This is a genomic window from Microbacterium sp. LMI1-1-1.1, from assembly GCF_040815675.1.
Classification (GTDB): Bacteria; Actinomycetota; Actinomycetes; order Actinomycetales; family Microbacteriaceae; genus Microbacterium.
In genome coordinates this window covers 501,627-521,253 of record NZ_JBFPNN010000008.1, presented here as the reverse complement: position 1 = coordinate 521,253, position 19,627 = coordinate 501,627, and the positions used below count along the sequence as shown (strand labels likewise).

General features: G+C 72.8%; 21 protein-coding genes and 1 tRNA gene. 12 read left to right on the top strand and 10 right to left on the bottom strand.

All coding sequences use genetic code 11. The features are described from left to right. Positions 1–159: 159 nt before the first annotated feature. Positions 160–588, top strand: a complete 429-nt coding sequence (locus MRBLMI1_RS11955; protein ID WP_367733094.1) for a MarR family winged helix-turn-helix transcriptional regulator — start codon at positions 160–162, stop codon at positions 586–588. Positions 589–646: 58 nt separating this feature from the next. Here MRBLMI1_RS11955 and MRBLMI1_RS11950 read toward each other — a convergent pair whose 3' ends face one another. Continuing rightward, the gene (locus MRBLMI1_RS11950; RefSeq protein ID WP_367733092.1) at positions 647–2,143 is read right to left on the bottom strand and encodes an L-serine ammonia-lyase, iron-sulfur-dependent, subunit alpha; all 1,497 of its coding nucleotides are present in this window, start codon (positions 2,141–2,143) and stop codon (positions 647–649) included. A 146-nt stretch (positions 2,144–2,289) separates the two neighbouring features. Between MRBLMI1_RS11950 and MRBLMI1_RS11945 the strand changes: the two genes are divergently transcribed. Beyond that, positions 2,290–2,362 (top strand) — tRNA-Arg (locus MRBLMI1_RS11945). 108 nt (positions 2,363–2,470) lie between these two features. Here MRBLMI1_RS11945 and MRBLMI1_RS11940 read toward each other — a convergent pair. From MRBLMI1_RS11940 to MRBLMI1_RS11930, 3 genes are all read right to left on the bottom strand, one after another. Then, the gene (locus MRBLMI1_RS11940) at positions 2,471–2,677 is read right to left on the bottom strand and encodes a hypothetical protein (protein WP_367733090.1); all 207 of its coding nucleotides are present in this window, start codon (positions 2,675–2,677) and stop codon (positions 2,471–2,473) included. 68 nt (positions 2,678–2,745) lie between these two features. Further along, positions 2,746–3,429 (bottom strand): asparagine synthase, encoded by a 684-nt coding sequence (locus tag MRBLMI1_RS11935; RefSeq protein ID WP_367733088.1) that lies wholly within the window; start codon positions 3,427–3,429, stop codon positions 2,746–2,748. Positions 3,430–3,644: 215 nt separating this feature from the next. Beyond that, positions 3,645–4,073, bottom strand: coding sequence for a YdeI/OmpD-associated family protein (locus MRBLMI1_RS11930; protein WP_367733086.1), 429 nt, complete (start codon positions 4,071–4,073; stop codon positions 3,645–3,647). A gap of 263 nt (positions 4,074–4,336) precedes the next feature. Between MRBLMI1_RS11930 and MRBLMI1_RS11925 the strand changes: the two genes are divergently transcribed. The 4 genes from MRBLMI1_RS11925 to MRBLMI1_RS11910 all read left to right on the top strand — a co-directional run bounded on the left by MRBLMI1_RS11925 (position 4,337) and on the right by MRBLMI1_RS11910 (position 6,866). Beyond that, positions 4,337–4,747 (top strand): DUF4383 domain-containing protein, encoded by a 411-nt coding sequence (locus MRBLMI1_RS11925; protein WP_367733084.1) that lies wholly within the window; start codon positions 4,337–4,339, stop codon positions 4,745–4,747. 2 nt (positions 4,748–4,749) lie between these two features. Further along, on the top strand, positions 4,750–5,274 hold the full coding sequence (locus tag MRBLMI1_RS11920; protein WP_367733082.1) for a hypothetical protein: 525 nt from the start codon (positions 4,750–4,752) through the stop codon (positions 5,272–5,274). 34 nt (positions 5,275–5,308) lie between these two features. After that, the gene (locus MRBLMI1_RS11915; protein ID WP_367733080.1) at positions 5,309–6,235 is read left to right on the top strand and encodes an oxygenase MpaB family protein; all 927 of its coding nucleotides are present in this window, start codon (positions 5,309–5,311) and stop codon (positions 6,233–6,235) included. A gap of 73 nt (positions 6,236–6,308) precedes the next feature. Next, entirely contained in the window at positions 6,309–6,866 is a 558-nt protein-coding gene (locus MRBLMI1_RS11910) for a DUF1992 domain-containing protein (RefSeq protein ID WP_367733078.1), read from the top strand. Positions 6,867–6,975: 109 nt separating this feature from the next. Here the strand turns inward: MRBLMI1_RS11910 and MRBLMI1_RS11905 are convergent, their stop codons facing one another. Then, on the bottom strand, positions 6,976–7,806 hold the full coding sequence (locus tag MRBLMI1_RS11905; protein ID WP_367733076.1) for an aldolase/citrate lyase family protein: 831 nt from the start codon (positions 7,804–7,806) through the stop codon (positions 6,976–6,978). Beyond that, entirely contained in the window at positions 7,803–9,248 is a 1,446-nt protein-coding gene (locus MRBLMI1_RS11900; protein ID WP_367733074.1) for a cation:dicarboxylate symporter family transporter, read from the bottom strand. Before MRBLMI1_RS11900 ends, MRBLMI1_RS11905 begins: the two co-directional genes overlap by 4 nt. A gap of 137 nt (positions 9,249–9,385) precedes the next feature. On the opposite strand from MRBLMI1_RS11900, the gene MRBLMI1_RS11895 reads away from it, so the two are divergent. Continuing rightward, positions 9,386–11,005: a sensor histidine kinase gene (locus MRBLMI1_RS11895; protein WP_367733072.1), complete on the top strand. Its 1,620-nt coding sequence runs from the start codon at positions 9,386–9,388 to the stop codon at positions 11,003–11,005. Beyond that, positions 11,002–11,679, top strand: a complete 678-nt coding sequence (locus MRBLMI1_RS11890) for a response regulator (protein ID WP_367733070.1) — start codon at positions 11,002–11,004, stop codon at positions 11,677–11,679. The genes MRBLMI1_RS11895 and MRBLMI1_RS11890 overlap by 4 nt, the downstream gene beginning before the upstream one ends. Positions 11,680–11,870: 191 nt before the next feature. Here the strand turns inward: MRBLMI1_RS11890 and ald are convergent, their stop codons facing one another. After that, on the bottom strand, positions 11,871–12,956 hold the full coding sequence (ald, locus tag MRBLMI1_RS11885) for an alanine dehydrogenase (RefSeq protein ID WP_367733686.1): 1,086 nt from the start codon (positions 12,954–12,956) through the stop codon (positions 11,871–11,873). Between the two features lie 152 nt (positions 12,957–13,108). On the opposite strand from ald, the gene MRBLMI1_RS11880 reads away from it, so the two are divergent. Then, the gene (locus MRBLMI1_RS11880) at positions 13,109–13,582 is read left to right on the top strand and encodes an Lrp/AsnC family transcriptional regulator (protein WP_367733068.1); all 474 of its coding nucleotides are present in this window, start codon (positions 13,109–13,111) and stop codon (positions 13,580–13,582) included. Positions 13,583–13,593: 11 nt separating this feature from the next. Here the strand turns inward: MRBLMI1_RS11880 and mmuM are convergent, their stop codons facing one another. The 3 genes from mmuM to MRBLMI1_RS11865 form a co-directional block, all read right to left on the bottom strand. Continuing rightward, on the bottom strand, positions 13,594–14,457 hold the full coding sequence (mmuM, locus tag MRBLMI1_RS11875; RefSeq protein WP_367733066.1) for a homocysteine S-methyltransferase: 864 nt from the start codon (positions 14,455–14,457) through the stop codon (positions 13,594–13,596). Continuing rightward, complete coding sequence (locus tag MRBLMI1_RS11870; RefSeq protein ID WP_367733064.1) at positions 14,454–14,960, bottom strand: MarR family winged helix-turn-helix transcriptional regulator; 507 nt, start codon at positions 14,958–14,960, stop codon at positions 14,454–14,456. The genes mmuM and MRBLMI1_RS11870 overlap by 4 nt, the downstream gene beginning before the upstream one ends. A gap of 291 nt (positions 14,961–15,251) precedes the next feature. Next, entirely contained in the window at positions 15,252–16,250 is a 999-nt protein-coding gene (locus MRBLMI1_RS11865; protein WP_367733062.1) for a LacI family DNA-binding transcriptional regulator, read from the bottom strand. 178 nt (positions 16,251–16,428) lie between these two features. Here MRBLMI1_RS11865 and MRBLMI1_RS11860 point away from each other — a divergent pair, with 178 nt between their 5' ends. From MRBLMI1_RS11860 to MRBLMI1_RS11850, 3 genes are read left to right on the top strand one after another with little or no spacing between them, the layout of a single operon-like run. Continuing rightward, positions 16,429–17,709 (top strand): extracellular solute-binding protein, encoded by a 1,281-nt coding sequence (locus tag MRBLMI1_RS11860; protein WP_367733060.1) that lies wholly within the window; start codon positions 16,429–16,431, stop codon positions 17,707–17,709. 11 nt (positions 17,710–17,720) lie between these two features. Beyond that, a complete protein-coding gene (locus MRBLMI1_RS11855) occupies positions 17,721–18,740 on the top strand; it encodes a carbohydrate ABC transporter permease (RefSeq protein ID WP_367733058.1) in 1,020 nt (339 codons plus the stop codon). Then, complete coding sequence (locus MRBLMI1_RS11850; RefSeq protein ID WP_367733056.1) at positions 18,737–19,621, top strand: carbohydrate ABC transporter permease; 885 nt, start codon at positions 18,737–18,739, stop codon at positions 19,619–19,621. The genes MRBLMI1_RS11855 and MRBLMI1_RS11850 overlap by 4 nt, the downstream gene beginning before the upstream one ends. Positions 19,622–19,627: the final 6 nt, after the last annotated feature.

Below are 19,627 nucleotides of genomic sequence, written 5' to 3'. Positions count from 1 at the left end.
CCTTCGTCTGGGGGGACGGGTCGACGGTAGGCAGCGCGGCGACCGCGAGGGTGAATCGCGTTCGGCGGCCGGGTGGACGGCAGGTGACGAGGCCGTCCACCTCGATGTGGTACCGGCGCCTGCGCCCGGGGGCCGCTCAGACGCCTCTAATGTGAATGCATGACCGATCGACGTCTCGCCGTCCAGGCGTGGGAGAGCCTGTTCCGTGCGCAGCACGAGGTCTTCGAGGACATCCGGTCGGATTTCGAGTCCACCGACCTCACCCAGGCGGAGTACGACGTGCTCCTCACCGTGACCCGCGGGTCCGGGAACACGGCCCGCCTGCGCGACGTCACGGCCAACATGCTGATCAGTCAGCCCAGCGTCTCCCGCCTCGTCGAGCGCATGGTCGCCCGTGGCCTCCTCACGAAGTGCCCCGACCCCGAGGACGGCCGCGGCTCGCTCGTGCGCGCGACGGAGGAGGGCGCCGTGATGTTCCGTCGGATGGCGGCGGCCCACGGCAGCTCGATCGCCGAGCGCATGGCGCGCCTCGACAACGAGGAGCTCGCCCTCCTGCGCGACCTGACGTCCAAGCTCCGCGCCCGCTGACCCCGGCGCGCGCCCGGCGTCCGGCCCGCGCCTCGCCGTCAGGACCGCGACCGGTGCCTCAGCACTCGATGACGTTGACCGCCAGGCCGCCCTCGCTCGTCTCCTTGTACTTGGTCGACATGTCGATGCCCGTCTGCCGCATGGTCTCCACCACCGCGTCGAGCGACACGTAGTGGCTGCCGTCGCCGCGCAGCGCGAGGCGGGCGGCGGTCACGGCCGTCGAGGCGGCGATGGCGTTGCGTTCGATGCACGGGATCTGCACGAGACCGCCGACCGGATCGCAGGTGAGCCCGAGGTGGTGCTCCATCGCGATCTCCGCCGCGTTCTCGATCTGCCGGTTCGTGCCGCCCATGACCGCCGTCAGACCGCCCGCGGCCATGGCGCAGGCCGACCCGACCTCCGCCTGGCATCCGCCCTCCGCCCCCGAGATGGACGCGTTCGCCTTGAACAGGGAGCCGAGAGCGGTGGCCGTCAGGAGGAACCGACGGATGCCGCGACGCCGATTGGCGTCGGCGATGTCGCCGTCGTCCCAGGCGGCGACCTCGCCGCGCGTGACCGCGTGCCCGTCGTACCCGAGCAGGGCGCTGCCGACGAGCTCGCCGTACGGGGTGACGGCGTTGCCGGCCCCGAGCCCCGAGTCGGCGAGGAAGCGCCACCAGTACATGGCGACGGCGGGGAGGATCCCGGCGGCTCCGTTGGTCGGGGCGGTGACGACCCGACCGCCGGCGGCATTCTCCTCGTTGACGGCCAGGGCGAACGCCCCGAGCCACTCCCCGGGGAGCTCCCGGCGCCCGTCCGCCTCGACGGCCTCGAGCTGCGCCCGGATGGCCGACGCACGCCGCTTGACCTTCAGCATCCCGGGGAGCACCCCGTCGTGGTGGAGGCCGGCGTCGACGCAGGAGGACATGGCATCCCAGATCGCGTCGAGCCCCGCAGCGATCTCCTCGTCCGTGCGCAGCGCCGCCTCGTTGAGCCGGGCCGCCTCGGCGATCGTGATGCCGCGCTCGTCGCAGAGGGCCAGGAGCGTCGCGGCGTCGTCGAATGCGAGCGGGAAGGGCGCGGCTGCGACCCGCGACGCCTCGCCCTCGCGGCGGATGAAGCCGCCGCCGACGGAGTAGTACGTGTCCTCGGCCACGACGTCCCCGTCCGCGGCGCGCGCGACGAGCGTCATGGCGTTCGGGTGCCCGGGCAGGCGGGTGCGGGGCGCGAGCACGACGTCGGCCTTCGCGAACGGGATCTCGTGCGCGCCGGCAAGGAGGAGACGGCGCCCCTCGGGCCAATGCGTCCACGCCGCGCGCACGGCATCCGGATCCACCGTCTCGGGGTGGTGCCCCTGCAGGCCCGCGACGACGGCGTCGGGGGTGCCGTGGCCGATGCCCGTCGCCCCGAGCGAGCCGTAAAGAACACAGGACACGGATGCCACCCGGTCCAGCACCCCGCCGGCGCGCAGACGCCCGGCGAAGTCGGCGGCGGCCCGCATCGGCCCGACCGTGTGGGAGCTCGAGGGTCCGACGCCGACGGAGAACAGCTCGAACGCCGAGACGTACGCGCTCATCCGACCAGACTACGTCGCCGCCGCGTCACCCGCCGGACACCTCCGCGCCACGCCCGGGATGCAGCATGGAGCGTGCCGATTAGACCTCCGTCACGGCTCCGGCTATGCTGGACCACGGCCTGCGCGCCGTTTCGCGCGGAGGCCCTGCGCCCGTAGCTCAATGGATAGAGCATCTGACTACGGATCAGAAGGTTAGGGGTTCGAGTCCCTTCGGGCGCACACTGTGTTGAGACAGTGACAAGGCCCCGGCCGTGAGGAAACTCCGGCCGGGGCCTTTTTCCGTTCACGGGCGCGATCGAGGATCGCCCGGCATTCGCGCGGGCGGGGTCAGGCGGTCCCGGACTCCTGATGCGCGGCCTCGGTCGCCGTCGAGTGCAGCTGCATCACCGCGACGGCCTCGTGCAGCGAACCGATCGGCGTCTCGATCTCGTCGTAGTGGTGGACGAAGCCGTTGGCGTCCCGCGCCGTCACCGTGACGAGGGCGTACCCCTGCCGTGCTGCGCGCGTCTTCCGCCCGATCCGTCGCTCCGCCATGTCCGCCTCCTCGATTGCTCAGAGGATAACCACGGGCACGCCGTCCGCCGCGACGACACCCGGACGTGCTAGGCGCTGGCCTTCTTCTTCTTCTTGCCGGTGGGGGCGGGCGCGGCCTCCTCCGGGCCCGACTCCGCGGGGTCGGAGGAGGCGGCATCCGGGGCCTCCTCCCCCGGGCGCGCGGACGCCTCGACCTCGGCGGCCCGCTCCTTCGCCCGACGCTTCGCCTGCGAGGCGAGGCGGGCGAGGTCGACCATCCGCAGCGCGTCCATCCGGGCGCGGCGCATCGTGGCGTACTCGGGGTCGGAGTCCGCGGTCATCCCCTCGACGTCGAGCCGCTGGGTGAGGTTCGCCTCGACGTCGCCCCACGCCGCGATGCGGGCGTCGGCGACGAGGGCGGCGACCTGCGCGGGGTCCTCGGCGCGGGCGCGCAGCTCCTTCGCCACCCCGCGCGACTGCTTGGCGCGACGGCGGAGATTGCGCGTGTCGCGGTCGCGGTAGTCGTGCGTGCCGGACGAGTCCGAGAACCGCCCCCAGGCGCGCTTGCGCTGAGCGGTGACGCGGTCCGCCGCCTGGTCCTGCTCGTCCGCGAGGGACTGCAGCGTCTCGCGGGCGAACTCCGCGAAGGTCTCGTTGTCGTAGTGACCGCCGCGCGCGATCGTCTCGACGAGGATGCGGTTGCGCACAGCGAGCCGCGCGGCGGCCGTCGCGATCGACAGCCCCTCGGCGATGGCATCCTTCGTGCGGCCCACGCGACCTCCCGTTCCAGGCTATCGTCCACGGACCTCGCCCCGTCGAGCCGCTCGCGCGGATCGTCCACCCTCGAGCGGTCGGCGGCCGGGGATGCCACGGTGCCGGGACGAGGCGTGCCCGCGCTCGGCGGCGCGAGGATGCCACGGCCCCGGCCCTCGAGACAGGTCCCGACCCCGTAAGCGCGAGCGGCGCCGTCCCGCCGCGTCGGACGGCGTCAGGAGAGCTTGGCGACGACGGCGTCCACCCGGCGCGCCCGCGTCTCTGCGGCCTTCGCCCCCGTGACGGCGGTCACGTGCGCCTTGCGCGCGCTCGGGCTGAGGGCGTCGAACGCGGCACGGACCCCGGCCGCGTCCAACGCCGCCGCGAGGTCGTCGGGCACCTCGACGGTGCGCGGCGCGTCGTCGAGCTGCAGCTCGACCGTGATCGGGTCCCCGCCCGTCAGACCCGTCGCCGCACGCTTGTCGGACGAGAACGGGATGAGGTGACGGCCGCCCATGACGGCGAGCGTGCTGGCGTACACGTATCCGTTGACGTCGACGGTGACGGCCGCGCGCTTGCCCCCGCCGAGTTCCTCCACGATCTCGGGAGGGACCTCGATGCCGGTGTTGTTGCCGCTCTGGAACAGCGTCGTCTCGAATCGCATGGCGCGAGTGTGCCAGACGGCGACCTATCCCGCGAGCGCCGATCGCGCAAGCCCTCCCGGTGGCACCGCCGCGGCCGTATCGTCGTCGCTGTTGCGGAGGGCCTCGGAGAGTACTCGGGGGCCTTCTGTCGTATCCGGCTGTCGCAGCCGGCGCCCTACCGGATCGGACGGATACGCGCAAACGCCAATCCGAATCCGGGATTGTCTCCGAAGATGTATGAAAGCGGCCGAACGGTCGCTGCAAACATCCTGGGAGGTTCATCATGAGCTCGTCACCGAACCGCATCGTCGCCACCGTCTTCGGCGCCGTCTACCTGCTCGTCGGCCTGCTCGGTTTCGCCGTCACCGGCGGCGTCGGCTTCATCTCGACCAGCGGAAACCTGCTGCTCGGCGTGTTCGAGGTCAACCCGCTGCACAACATCGCGCACCTCCTCATCGGTGCCGCGCTGCTGATCGCGGGCCTGGCCAACGCGCGCGCCGCCAAGAGCGTCAACGTCACCGTCGGCGCCGTCTACCTGCTCCTCGGCATCGTCGGGTTCTTCCTCGTCGGCACCGCGGCCAACATCCTCGCCCTGAACACGCCGGACCACTTCCTGCACCTCGCCAGCGCGGTCGTGCTCCTCGGTGTCGGCCTCGGCACCGAGAAGAGCGTCCCCCGCACCTCGGCGGTCTGACGATGAACGCCGCGACCTTCGTCCGGTCGTGGCCCTCCGCCGCCGCGTGGGGGGCCGGCCTGATCATGGCGGCCCTCGGCGCGGGGGCGATCGTCGGGTCCGACTCCGGGGCCGCCGCGCGCGGCCTCGGGGTCGGCCTGGTGGGACTGGGCCTCGCCTCGCTCGTGTGGGGCGCCGCCACCCTCTCCGCGGGACGGCTCGCCGTTCCCCGCATCGCGCTCACCGGCGCCCTCGTCTCCCTCGTCGCGACCGCCGCCGTGCTCTTCGCGATGCCCGCGCGGGTCAGTGTGCTGGCCGTCTTCGCCGGCATCTCGCTGATCGTCGTGGTCGGCGCCTCCGCCGCGGTGCACCTGCGTCGCGCCCGCCGCGACGCGGCATCCCCCTCCGGCAAGCCCATGAGCGTGATCGGCCTGCTCGTGGCCGCCGCCGTCGTGGCCGTCGTCGTGACCCCCGCGTTGAACGCGACCCAGGGAGCGCTGCTGCTGCGCGATGACGGGACCGTCCCCGTCATCAGTCACAACCACTGAGCCCACCCCCTCCGGCGGATGGCACGCTGGAGGGGTGCATGTCTCCCCCTCCGACGCCCCGCGCGTCCCGCGTCACGTCAGCTCGCTGCGCGCCAAGCTGCTCATCGCCCTCGCGGGCGACCCGACCGGCATGGCACCGTACGTCCGGGCGATCGCCGACGGCGACGACGCGGGCTATTTCGTCGAGAACGGCCCGGCCTGGACCGTGCACGCGGGGATGGGGACGCTCGTCGCCGGCATCCGCGCGTTGCTGCTGCAGGCTCTGCACCCCGGCGCCCTCGCCGGCGTCCACGACTGGTCGCGGTACCGCGAAGACCCGATCGGACGCCTGACCGGCACGGTCCGCTGGGTGATCACGCTCACCTACGGCTCGAAGACCCAGGCCGACCAGGAGACGGCGCGCGTCGGCCGATTCCACCAGCGGGTGAAGGGGACGTATCGCGGCGGCGACGGCGCGGAGCGCACCTACACCGCCGAGCAGACGGACCTCGTCCGGTGGGTGCACCTCGCCTTCACCGACGCGTTCCTCGCCTCGCACGAGGCCTACGGGGGACCCATCCCCGGCGGTCCGGACGCCTACGTGGCCGACTGGGCCACCGCCGGACGACTGATGCGGGTCGTCGATCCGCCCACGACCCGGGCCGCGCTGCGCGCCGAGCTCGACGGGTTCGTCGAGCGCGGCGAGCTGCGCCGCGACGAGCGGGTGGACGACGTCGTGCGGTTCCTCCGCCGTCCGCCCTTCCGCGGCACGATGGGGCTGGCCTATCGCGTGCTCTTCGCCGCGGCGGTCGCGACCATCCCGCCGCACCTGCGTCGGCTGCTCGGGGTGCGGCGATGGCCGCTGCCCGTCGTCACGGCGACCCGGCTGATCCTGAAGACGACCGAGCGCGCACTCGGCTCCGGGCCGCGCGCCCAGGACATGGCCCGCCTGCGACTGCGCCGCCTCGCCGAGCAGCGGTGAACGGACGTCCCGCGCGGGACCGGAGCCCGACGGAGCACGTAGCCTGGAAGGACCCCTTCTCACGGAGGCGACGATGAGCGACGACCCACGGCAGACGGCGGCCCGGTACCGCCTCGACCAGGAGCTGCGCGAGAGCGGTCTGGCATCCGATCCGCCGGAGACGGCCGATGCGCCGCAGCGCGGATCCACCGCCGCCGAGCGCGCGGCCTACGTCGAGACCTCGATCCAGCAGGCGATCCGCCGCGGCGAGTTCGACGACCTGCCCGGTGCCGGCAAGCCGCTTCCCGATCTCGGCGGTTCCCATGACCCGGACTGGTGGATCCGTCGCAAGATCGAGAACGAGAACCTGACCGGTCTCGGTCCGCCGGCGCTGACCCTGCGCGTCGAGCACGCCGAGCTGGACGAGCGGATGGATGCCATCCGGCACGAGGCCGAGGTCCGGGAAGCGCTCGAGGACTTCAACCGGCGGGTCATCGAGGCACGACGCCAGTTGCTCGGCGGACCCCCGGTGGTCACTCCGACCGTCGACGTCGAGGAGCGCGTGCGCGGCTGGGCGGAGCGCCGGCGGGACGCCGTGCCCGTGGCATCCCCTCCTCCCCCGCCCCGACGGGGCTGGTTCCGCCGCCGCTGACGAGGTCGCGGCGCGGGGACGGGAGGAGATGCCGCGACGGGAGGACTGTCCTGCCGCGCAGGCTCCTCCCTTCGCCGCATCTCCTCCCCCGGCCGACGCCGACCCCGGGTCAGAGCGCGGCGAGGGCCTCCGCGCGGGCCACGAGCGCACGCGCCCGGGCGAGAGCGGGGGCGTACGAGCCGTCGACCGGTCCGTCGGGCGTCGCCGCGAGAAGGGTGCGGGCGGAGGCGATATCGTCCGCCGACGGCGTGAAGGCCGCGTGCGCGCCCGCGACGGCCGCATCGTCGAGCGCCAGGGTGCCGGTGAAGCCCATGCCGGCCGCGTGGGCTGCGGCGTCGTGGGCGAGGCCGACCGGCCCGCAGGGGCCGTCGATCGGCGCGGCGATGCCCGCAGCGGCGCTGGCGACGACGAGCTGCGCGCGGGGCCACGACAGCGCCAGGCGGTCGGCCGACATCCCGGTGTCGCGGCGGAAGTCACCGGTGCCGAAGGCCAGGCGCAGCGTCGCGGGGTGCGCGGCGATGGCCGGCGCCGACAGGAGGGCCGCGGCGGACTCGACCATCGCGACGACGGGCGTCCGCGGCGGCAGCGAGGCCGCCACGTGGGCGACGTCGGCGGGGCCGGCGCACATCGCGAGGACCACGCCGGCCAGCTGTCCGCCCAGCGTGCGGCCGAGGGCGAGGTCGGCCTCGCCGTCGGGCGTCCCGGCGGCGCTGATCCGCAGCCACACGGGTCCGGCCGCGGCGGCGCGCTCGGCGCGGGCGCGGCCCTCGTCCTTGCGTGCGGCGGGCAGGCCGTCCTCGAGGTCGAGCACGAGGACGTCCGCGGCGGTGTCGAGCTCGCCGACGAGCGGCGAGCGGAGCATCCAGGTGCGCGCGTGGACGACGCGCACGGGGGCGGGGGCGGCCGAAGCCGCCCCCGCCGGGGTGTGGAGCAGACTCACGAACGGCTCCGCGTGATGGCCTCCGCCTCGGCCTGGGCGCGGAAGGTGTTCAGCGCACGGGTGTCGACGGGACCGGCGCCGACCTCGGCGGACGCCTCCTCCTTGGCATCCGCGGCCGTGTTGACCGAGCCGTGGTCGTCGCCGCCCAGGGTGCTCTCGTCGAACGGCACGGTGCCGGCGAGCACCTGGCGGACGCGCTCGGCGTCGTACTCCTTGGTCCAGACGCCGATCAGCATGGTCGCCACCGCGTTGCCGGTGAAGTTGGTGACGGCGCGGGCCTCGGACATGAAGCGGTCGATGCCGACGATGACGCCGACGCCGTCCAGCAGGTCGGGGCGGTAGGCCGACAGGCCGCCCGCGAGGGTCGCCAGGCCCGCACCGGTGACACCGGCAGCGCCCTTCGAGGCGATGATCATGAAGATCATGAGGCCGATCTGCTCGCCGATCGACATGGGCGAGCCCATGGCGGTGGCGATGAAGAGGGAGGCCATCGTGAGGTAGATCGCGGTGCCGTCGAGGTTGAAGGAGTAGCCGGTCGGGACGGTGATGCCGACGACGGGCTTCGAGACGCCAAGGTGCTCCATCTTCGCGATCAGGCGGGGCAGCGCGGCCTCGGACGACGAGGTGCCGACGATGAGGAGGTACTCGCGGCCGAGGTACTTCATGAGGGTGAAGATGTTGACGCGCGTCACGGCGAACAGCAGCACGCCCAGCACCACGGCGATGAAGAGGAAGCACGTGATGTAGAACGCGCCCATCAGGATGCCGAGGCTGATGACGGCCTGGAAGCCGGTCTTGCCGACGACGGCGGCGATGGCGCCGAACGCACCGATCGGCGCGAGCCACAGGATCATGCCGAGGATGCGGAAGACCAGCACCTGGAAGTTGCGGATGCCCTCGACCATGCGCGCACCGCGCTCGCCCATACGCTGCAGCGCGAAGCCGACGAGCAGGGCGATGAACAGCACCTGGAGGATGCTGCCGCCGGTGAAGGCGGAGAAGAACGTGGTGGGGATGATGCCGAGGATGAAGTCCTGGGTGGTGGTCGGCTCGGCGGGCGCCTCGTAGGTGGCCCCCGCGATGTTCAGGCCCTCACCCGGGTGGATGATGTTGCCGACGACGAGGCCGATGATCAGGGCGAACGACGACATGACGAGGAAGTACGCCATCGCCAGGCCGCCGATCTTGCCGACCGTGGATGCCTTGGCGATCGAGCCGATGCCGACGACGATCGTGCAGAAGATGACCGGGGCGATCATCATCTTGATGAGGTTGACGAAGCCCTTGCCGATCGGCTCGAGGGCGGTGGCGAAGGCCGGGGCCACGAGGCCGACGACGATGCCGGCGACGACGGCCACGATGACCAGGATGTAGAGCCAGTGATTGCGGTCGATCTTCTTGCGGGGCCGACCGTCGCGAGTGGTGCGGAGTGAGAGAGCCATCAGCGCCTTTCCCCTCTTCCTAACGTCTTCGTTGAGTCCGGCGGGGCCGCCGGGCGATGTGACGACTGTGGCCGAGGGCGAGCCCCCCGGCGATTTGTGGTCGTATTGTTCACGGCAGGCGCAGAGAGGCGGGTGACGTGCGACTGAGTGTGGGTGGGCGACTGGCTCTGGTGTCGCTGGGCGTCGTCGTGCTGGTCGCCGGCGTGCTCGCGGCGCTCCTGTCGCTGCAGCTGAGCGACTCCGGTCAGCGCCAGGCCGAGACCGTGACCCGGTCCGTCGCCGAGACCCTCGCGCACGAGCCCGACGTGGCCCTGCTCGTCGAGGCGGGCGACTCCGACGCCCTGCAGCCGATGGTCGAGTACATCCTCGCCGACGCGGGGCTGTCGTTCGTGACGATCATGACGCCCGACGGCATCCGGCTCACCCACCGCAACCGCTCCGAGATCGGCGAGCAGTACCTCGGCTCCCGGGAGGAGGCGCTGGCGGGCGAGACGTTCACCGAGACCTATCGCGGCACGCTCGGCCTCTCCGTCCGCACGATCGCGCCGATCCGCGCCGACGGGGTCGAGGACGGGCCCATCGTCGGACTGGTGTCGGTGGGCGTGACCCTGGGCGCCGTGCAGCAGGACCTCGCCGCCCGGGTGCCGCTCATCGTCGCGGCATCCACCGCCATCGTCGGGTTCGGGGTGCTGGGCGCCGTCTATGTCCGTCGGAGCGCCCGCCGGGTGACCGGGTCGTACACGCCCGCCGAGCTGGCGCGGCTCGTGCAGAGCTACGAGACGGTGCTGCACTCGCTGCGCGAAGGGCTCGTCGTGACCGACGGGGCGGGGCGCATCGTGCTCTACAACGACGAGGCGGCCGACCTGCTCGGCCTGCCCCCCGCGACCGCCGGGCAGGTGCCGCTGGACCCGTCGGAGGTGGGGATGGACGCCTCGCTCGCCGAGGCCATCTCGGCGGGACGCCGCATGGTCGAGGAGACCGTCGTCAACGGGGACCGGGTCCTGCTGGTGAACCAGGAGGAGGCCCGGGACCTGGAGGGACGCCGCGCGCCCCAGCGCGGACACGTGATGACGCTGCGCGACCGGTCCGAGCTGCAGGCCCTCCTCGGCGAGCTGGAGGGGGTCCGCACGCTCAGCGAGACGCTCCGCTCCCAGACCCACGAGCACGGCAACCGCCTGCACGCCATCTGGGCGCTCATCGAGCTCGGACGCCTCGACGACGCGCGGCGTCTCATCGAGGCGTCCACCGGCGAGCGCCAGGGCCTCGCCGACCGGCTCGTGTCCGACGACGAGGACGCGGTGGTCGTCGCTCTGCTGCTCGGCAAGCTCGACGAGGCCGCCGAGCGCGGCGTGCGGCTCGACCTCGACGTCGCCGAGCCGACCCCCGCGCTGCCCCTCGCGGCGGCGGAAGCGGTGACGGTCGTCGGCAACCTCGTGGACAACGCCCTCGACGCCGCAGCGGCCGGGCCGACCCCCCGGTGGGTGCGAGTGGCGCTCCGCGCCGGCGGCGGCGACGTGGCGCTCGAGGTGAGCGACAGCGGCGGCGGCTTCGACCCGTCCCTGGAGGACCCGTTCGCGTTCGGCGCGTCGACCAAGGCCGGGCACACCCCCGGGGGTCGCGGGGTGGGCCTCGCCCTCGTCCGCGACATCGTCACCGCGCACGGCGGGACGCTGCGCATCGACGCCGACCCCACGACGGTGCGGGTGTTCCTGCCGGAGGTGGCCGCCGTCGCCGCCGGCGAGGAGGTGCGGCCGTGATCCGCGTGCTCGTCGTCGACGACGACGCCCTCGCCCTCGAGCTGCACACCGCGTACGTCGGTCGGGTGCCCGGGTTCGAGGTCGTCGGCCAGGCGTCGGGTGCCCGGGCGGCGCTGACCGCCATCGCCGACCCCGAGCGGGCGATCGACCTCGTCCTGCTCGACATGACGATGCCCGACGGGGCCGGGCTCGACGTCGCGCGCCGTGCGCGGGCGATGGGTGCCGGGGCGGACATCATCGCCGTCACCGCAGTGCGCGACGCCGCGACCGTCCGTGCCGCCGTCTCGACCGGGGTCGTGCACTACCTCATCAAGCCGTTCACGTTCACCGCGTTCCGCGAGAAGCTCGAGGCCTACCGCACCTACGTCGACGGCCTGCATCGCGCGCAGGGCGACGCGACGCAGTCCGAGGTCGACGCCCTCTTCGGCTCGCTGCGGACGGTGGCCCCCGCGCTGCCCAAGGGACTGAGCGACGAGACGCTGCAGGCGGTCGCCGAGCGGGTCCGGACCGCGGCCGGGGCGGTGTCGTCGACCGAGGTCGGGGAGACGCAGGGCATGTCCCGCGTCACCGCCCGCCGGTACCTCGAGCACCTCGCCGACGTGGGCCGCGTGCGCCGGGAGCCCCGCTACGGCGGTCCCGGGCGCCCCGAGATCACCTACGCCTGGGTGCGCTGAGCCCCGCCGCTCGTGGGGCTCTCCCCCCTGCCGGGCTCTGTCCCCTGCCGGACTCCCCCCCTGCCGGGCTCTCCCACGTGCCGTGACGTGGCGCAGATGCACGCCCCCAGGGCCCCACGGCGTACATCTGCGACCAGTCAGCGCCCGAGGGGTCTCGCGGAGGAGAGGGGGCGCGGCATCCCGAGCCTGCCTCAGAGGCCGAAGGCCGCCCGCACGCCCTCGTTGACGACGACGCCCGCACGGACGTTGAGCCCCTTGGCGAGGGCGGGATCGACGGATGCCGCGCCCTCCCAGCCGGCGTCCGCGATGCGCGCGATGTAGGGCAGGGTCGCGTTGGACAGCGCCCGGGTCGAGGTGTGCGGAACGGCACCCGGCATGTTCGCCACGCAGTAGTACAGCGCGTCGTGGACGCGGAAGGTCGGCGCGTCATGGGTGGTGGGGCGCGAGTGCTCGAAGCAGCCGCCCTGGTCGATGGCGATGTCGACGAGGACCGAGCCGGGGCGCATCGCCGCGACCATCTCGCCGGTGACGAGCTTCGGGGCGGCCGCGCCCGGGATGAGGACCGAGCCGATGACGAGGTCGGCGTCGGCGACCTGCTCGGCGATCTCGAGGCGGGTCGACGCGCGGGTCTCGATCGCGCCGCCGAAACGCTCCTCGAGCTGCCGGAGCTTGGGCAGCGAGATGTCCACCACGGTCACGCGGGCACCGAGGCCGAGGGCGTTCGCCGCGGCGTGCTCGCCCGCGACACCGCCGCCGATGACGACGACCTTCGCCTTGGGCGTCCCCGGCACGCCGCCGGGGAGCAGACCGCGCCCGCCCGACGCGCGCAGCAGGTGGTGCGCGCCCTCGACGATCGAGAGGCGTCCGGCGACCTCGCTCATGGGCGCGAGCAGCGGCAGCGCGCGGTCGGGGGTCTGCACGGTCTCGTAGGCGACGGCGGTGGTGCCGGCGGCCATGAGGGCGTCGGTGAGCGGGCGGTCCGCGGCCAGGTGCAGGTAGGTGAAGAGGGTGAGGTCGTCGCGGAGGTGACCGTACTCGGCCTCGATGGGCTCCTTGACCTTCACGAGCAGCTCGGCGCGCGCCCAGGTCTCGTCGGCGGTCGCCACGATCTCCGCGCCGGCCGCACGGTACTGCGCGTCGGCGAAGCCGCTGCCCTCGCCGGCGCCCGCCTGCACGAGCACCTCGTGGCCGCGGGCGACGAGCGCGTCGACTCCGGCGGGCGTCATCGCGACGCGGTTCTCGTTGTTCTTGATCTCTGCGGGGACGGAGATGCGCATCATTCCTCCTGCGTGGGCGGCGTTGCCGGAAGAATCGCAGAAAGGAGTGTTTCCTCGGCGTTACACCGAAGATCCTTCGACAGGATGCCGCCCGCCAGGCGTATCGTCGGATCCCAACACCTTTCGCGCTCGCTCCGACCGAAGGATCTGCGATGGCCGACGACGACCTGCATCCGCACGACGAGCGGATCATCGCGATGCTCTCCGCCGACGCCCGGATGACGAACGCCGCTCTGGCCGAGGCCCTCGGCGTGGCCCCGTCGACCGCGCACGCGCGGGTGCGTTCGCTGGTCGAGCGCGGGCTCATCACCGGCTTCCACGCCGCCGTGGACCAGAGCCGGCTCGGGCGCGGACTGCAGGCCATCGTCGGCGTCACCCTGCGGCCCGGACAGCGCCAGGAGAGCATCCGCGCCTTCGCGCACGAGATCCGCCGGCATCCCGACGTCATCCAGCTGTTCTTCCTCGGCGGCGCCGACGACTTCCTCGTGCACATCGCCGTCGACGACTCCTCCGCGGTGCGCCGGTTCGTCGTCGACCACCTCTCGGCGCGGCACAGCGTCGCCTCCACGCGGACGAGCATCATCTTCGAGTACCACCGCAACGCGCTCGCAGCCGATTTCGACTGAGCACGCGCCGGTCAGGCGCGGACGGCCGCGGCGAGCGCCGCGATGTCCGCCGGGGTCGTCCGGCAGCAGCCGCCGACCAGGCGCGCGCCGGCGCCCACCCACTCCGCCGCCGTCGCCGCGACGGCCCCGCCGTCTCCGTGCCAGGAGCGGGTGGCGGCATCCCATCGCTCCCCGCTGTTCGGGTAGGCGACGAGCGGGATGCCGCCCGGTGCGGCACGCAGGGCGGGGGCGACGCTCGCGGGGGCGCAGCAGTTGACCCCGACCGCCACGACGCCGTCTCCCGACGCCGCGGTGCGGAGGGCCGCCCCCAGCGCACCCGGGGCGCCGAAGCCGGTGCTGTCGGCCGACAGGCTGAGGAAGGACGGCACGCCGAGCCCGTCCAGCTCCGCGACCACCGCTTCGACCTCGAGCGGCGAGGGCAGGGTCTCGATCGCGAGGACGTCGGCCCCGGCGTCGGCCAGGACGTGCAGGCGGCGACGGTGGCGACGGCGGAGCTCGTCGACGTCGAGCCCGTAGTCCCCCGTGTACTCGCTGCCGTCCGCGCGGAGGGCGCCGAGGGGACCGACCGATGCCGCGACCCACGGCGTTCCGGCCTCGCGCGCGAGGGTCACCGACCGGACGAGGAGCTGCTCGACGGCGGCATCCGGGATCGCCCCGTCGAAGCCGAGCTGGTAGGAGGACGTGATGGCCACATCGGCACCCGCGTCGACGAAGGCCGCGTGGGCGGAGCGGATCTCGTCGGGGTCGTCGCGCAGGACGCGTGCGGACCACAGCGACGAGGACACGTCGTTGCCGCGCGCGGCGAGCAGCGTGCCGAGTCCCCCGTCGAGGACGACGGGGCGCACGGCTAGGGCGCGGGAGAGGTCGCCGCTCATACCTCGTGCGTCTCGCCGGCGGCGAGGACGCGAAGGGTGCGGGCCAGGAGCGCCTGGTCGGCGCGGCTGATGTCGCGCAGGGCGTCGGCCTCGAGCCGGACGAGCTCGGTCATGGCCGCGTCGACCCGCTCGATGCCCTCGGGGGTGATCGCGACGAGGATGGCGCGGCCGTCCGACGGGTTGGGGCGGCGGTGGACGAGCCCGCGGTCCGCGAGCTTGTCGAGGCGGTTCGTCATGGCTGCGCTGCCGATCATCGTCGCCGCGATGAGGCGGGTGGCGCTGAGCTCCGTCCCGGAGCGGCGCAGGGCGGCGAGGACGTCGAACTCCCATACGGCGATGTCGGCGGCGGCGAAGGCCTTCGCGCGGAGCTTCGCCAGGTGCCACGACGCGCGCCGCAGGCGGGACATCACGTCGAGCGGGGTGAGGTCGACATCGGGCAGCAGCTGCGACCACGCGTCGATGAGGAGATCGACCTCGTCGTCCTTCCCACTGGTACTCGGCATGGCATCGACGCTACCGGAGCCGCCGGGGGTCGAGGACCACGCGGGGCCGTGGTGGCGCCGGTGTGGGGCGGCGCTGACTTGGCGCAGATGCACCCCGCGGGGCCTCCCTCGCGTGCGTTTGCGCCAAGTCAGCGCCGGGGGGCGCAGGGGCGGGGGGAGGCAGGAGCGGGGCGGGGGTGGGGCCGTGAGTTGGCGCAGATGTACGCGGCGGGGCCTCCCGCGCGTACATACGCGCCAAGTCAGCGCCGGTGGGAGGGGGGGAGGCAGGAGGGGGGGGAGGCAGGGGCGGAGTCAGCGCGCGGGCGGCGGCGCAGTCGTGCCGCGCGCGACGAGCCGGGTGGGCAGCTGGATGTGCGTCTCGTCCAGCTCCTCCCCCGCCAGCAGCGCCAGCACCATCCGGACGGCCTCGCCGCCCAGCCGCTGCATGGGCTGCCGCACGGTCGTCAGCCCGGGCTGGGCGCGCGCGGCCTCGGGGACGTCGTCGAAGCCGACGACCGACAAGTCCTCGGGCACGCGCAGCCCGCGTTCGGCGGCGACCTGCACGATGCTGAGGGCCGACAGATCGTTCGCCGCGAACACCGCGGTGGGCGGGTCGGCGAGCGAGAGCATCGCGTGCGCGGCCTCGCGGGCGACGTCCTTCTCGTAGCGGCCGACTCCCACGAGCGCGGGGTCGAAGGGGATGCCGGCGGCGGCGAGCGCCTCCCGGTACCCGGACGCGCGGGCGACGGCTGAGCGCAGGTCGGGGCGGCCCGCGATGAACCCGATGCGGCGATGGCCGAGCTGCGCGAGGTAGTGCACCGCCTGCTGCGCGCCGGTGAAGCTGTCGGACTCCACGGTGGGCACGTCGCCGCGGCCGGTGTGCGGGTCGATCGCGACGATGGGCACCTCCCCGGCGATGTTGACCACCGTCGGGGTGACGATGATCGCCGCGTCGATGAGCGTCCCGCTCAAGCGGCTGAGCGAGCGCCGCTCCCACCCCTCGCCCTGGCGGCGGGACGCGGTGTAGGCGAGCAGGTCGTACCCGGTGTCCGACAGCGCCGCGCCGACCCCCTTGAGGATCTCCGCCGAGAACGGCTCGATGTCGGCGACGAGCACGCCCACTACGCCGGTGCGGCGCGAGCGCATGCTGCTCGCGACGAGGCTGGACTCGTACCCGAGCTCGCGGACGACGTCCAATACCCGTCCCACGGTCTCGGGCGACACCCCGTAGCGCCCGTTGACGGCTTTGGACACCGTGGCCACCGAGACACCGGCAGCCGCGGCGACGTCGTGGATGGTGGCTCGCCTCATGGCATCCGACCCTAGCGTGGAAATCATTTTCGAAAACGTTTGACGACCCACCCGCGCCGGGTCACACTGCTCAGACCCGGACCACAGCAGAGCCGGGTCAGTGAACGGACGGCAGAGCAGCCGACACCACCGGAGCGTCCCTCGCGGACGCACCTCGACGAAGAGAGACGGGAATCACATGAACACCAGGAAGACCCTCGCCGGCGCGGCCCTCGCGGCCGTCGGCGTGCTGGCCCTCGGCGGATGCGCCGGCACGGGCGGCGACAGCGGCGACGGCTCGACGCTGACCCTGTGGCACAACTCCACGACCGGCGACGGCAAGAAGTACTGGGAGGACACCGCGGCGGCGTTCGAGGCCGCGAACCCCGGTGTGACGATCGAGATCCAGGCGATCCAGAACGAGGAGATGGACGGCAAGCTGCAGACCGCGCTCAACTCCGGCGACGCCCCCGACATCTTCATGGCCCGCGGCGGCGGCAAGCTCGCCGACATCGTCGAGGCGGGACAGGCCATGGACCTGACCGACAAGATCTCCGACGAGGCGTCCTCCGCCCTCGGCAGCTCGCTCGGCGCGTTCGAGGTCGACGGCAAGAACTACGGGATGCCGGTGGCCGTGCTCCCCTCGGGCATCTTCTACTCGCAGGACCTCCTCACCGCCGCCGGCGTGACCGCCCCTCCCACGAGCATCGAGGAGCTGGAGGCCGCCGACGAGCAGCTGCGTGCCAGCGGCGTCGCCCCGATCGCCGTCGGCGCGAAGGACGCGTGGCCCGCCGCGCACTGGTACTACAACTTCGCGCTCCGCGCCTGCTCGCAGGACGTGCTCGACGCGGCGGCGGAAAGCCGCAGCTTCGACGACGAGTGCTGGCTGGAGGCGGGCGAGAACCTGCAGTCCTTCCTCGAGACGCAGCCGTTCAACGAGGGCTTCCTCACCACGGCCGCGCAGCAGGGCGCCGGATCCTCCGCCGGCCTGCTGGCGAACAAGCAGGCCGCGATGGAACTCATGGGCGCCTGGAACCCCGGCGTGATCGCGTCGCTGACGCCCGACGAGCAGCCCCTCCCCGACCTCGGCTGGTTCCCCTTCCCCGAGGTGGACGGCGGCGACGGCGAGCCCGGCGCGATCATGGGCGGCGTCGACGGCTACTCCTGCTGGGTCAATGCCCCCGAGGCCTGCCCCGACTTCCTGAACTTCCTCGTCGAGCAGGAGAACCAGGAGCGGTACGCCGACGCGTTCCAGACGCTGCCCGCCTCCAGCGAGGCGACCGGCGCGGTCACCACCCCCGCGCTGCAGTCCGTGCTCGAGGCCTACACCGACGCCCCCTACGTCGTCGTCTGGCTCGACACCCTCTACGGCCAGAACGTCGGCAACGCGCTGAACGTCGCCGTGGTCGACATGTTCGCCGGCAAGAGCGGTCCCCAGGACATCGTCGACGCCGTCAACGCGGCCGCCGCGCGCTCCTGAGGAGAACGACCATGACCAGCGTGCGCCCACCGCTCGCCCCCGCCCCGGACGCCGCCGGTCGCCGCCCGGCCGAGGAGGGTGCCGCCCGCACCCCCTCGGCCGGGCGCCCGCCCGTGCGTCATCGACGCGAGAACTGGCGGATCCGCGGCGAGCTCGCGATCCTGCTCGGCCCCGCGCTGGTGGTGTTCGTCTCGTTCGTCATCCTGCCGGTCGCCCTCGCCGCCTACTACGGCTTCTACAGCTGGTCGGGCTTCGGCACCCCCGTCGACTTCGTCGGCATCCGCAACTACGTCACGATCCTCACGGACCCGGCCTTCCACGAGGCGCTCGGCCACAACGGCTTCATCGTCGTCGGCTCTCTCGTCCTGCAGGGTCCCCTCGCGCTCGGTCTCGCGCTGCTGCTGAACCGCAAGATGCGGGCGCAGTCGCTCATCCGCGTGCTGATCTTCGTGCCCTACGTCATCTCCGAGGTCGTCGTCGGCCTCGGCTGGGGACTGATGCTGCAGTCGGGCGGGGCGCTGAACGGCGCCCTCGAGAACATCGGCCTCGGCTCCCTCCGGGCCGACTGGATCTCCGACCCGGCCCTGGCCATCTGGACCCTGCTCATCATCATCACCTGGAAGTACATCGGCTTCGCCGTGATCCTCTTCCTCGCGGGCCTGCAGGGCATCCCGGAGGAGCTGCCGGAGGCCGCCGCCATCGACGGGGCGTCCTACTGGCAGATCCAGCGGCACATCGTGCTCCCGCTGATGGGACCGACGATCCGCATCTGGGCCTTCCTCTCCATCATCGGATCGCTGCAGCTGTTCGACCTCGTCTGGATCATCTGGGGCCAGTACGTCGCGTCGACCGCGGGCACCTCGACGATGGCCACCTACATGGTCGCCAACGGCCGCAACGCCGGCAGCTTCGGCTACGGCAGCGCCGTGGCGGTCGTCATGTTCCTCATCTCGCTCGCCGTCGCCCTCGTCTACCAGCGCTTCGTCCTGCGCCGCGACACGGCCGGCGCCCTCACGGGAGGCACCAAGTGACCGCCACCGCCACCCTCGTCGCCCCCAAGGCGCCCCGGTCCGTCCGGCGCGCCCCGGCCGGCCGCCGCCGCTCCACCTCCGTCGTCGTGGGCTTCGTCGCCCTGGTGCTGATCGGGCTGATGCTCGCCCCCGTGGCGTTCATCATCCTCGGCGGGTTCCGGTCGAACGCCGAGATCACCGTCGACCCGGCCGGATTCCCGACCCGGTGGAACTGGGAGAACTACGTCGACGTCCTCGCCAGCAGCGCGTTCTGGGGCCAGGTCGCCAACTCCACCATCGCGGCCGTCGCCACGACCGTGTTCGTCGTCGCCCTCGGCCTGATGGCCGCCTACGCCCTCGCCCGCTACCGCTTCCGCGGGCGGGGCGCCGTGTACGCGCTGTTCACCGCGGGGCTGATGTTCCCGATGACCGTGGCCATCACGCCGCTCTACATCCTCGTGCGCAACCTGGGACTGACGAACTCCCTCGTCGGCGTCATCGTGCCGCAGATCGCCTTCGCCCTGCCCATCACGGTGATCATCCTGTCGCCGTTCCTCGCCGCGATCCCGAAGGAGCTGCAGGAGGCCGCGTCCATCGACGGGCTCGGCCGACTGGGCTTCTTCTGGCGCATGGTGCTGCCGCTGGCCGTCCCGGCGATCGTGACCGTCGGCATCCTCGCCTTCGTCAACAGCTGGAACTCGTACATGCTCCCGCTGTTCATCCTCAACAACGAGGCCGCGTACACCCTGCCGCTCGGCACGCAGGCGTTCGCCTCGCAGTACTCCGTCGACACCGCACGCGTGCTCGCGTTCACCTCGCTGTCGATGATCCCCGCTCTGGTGTTCTTCAGCCTGTTCGAGCGTCGGATCGTCGGCGGTCTCACCGGCGCCGTGAAGGGCTGACCCGCC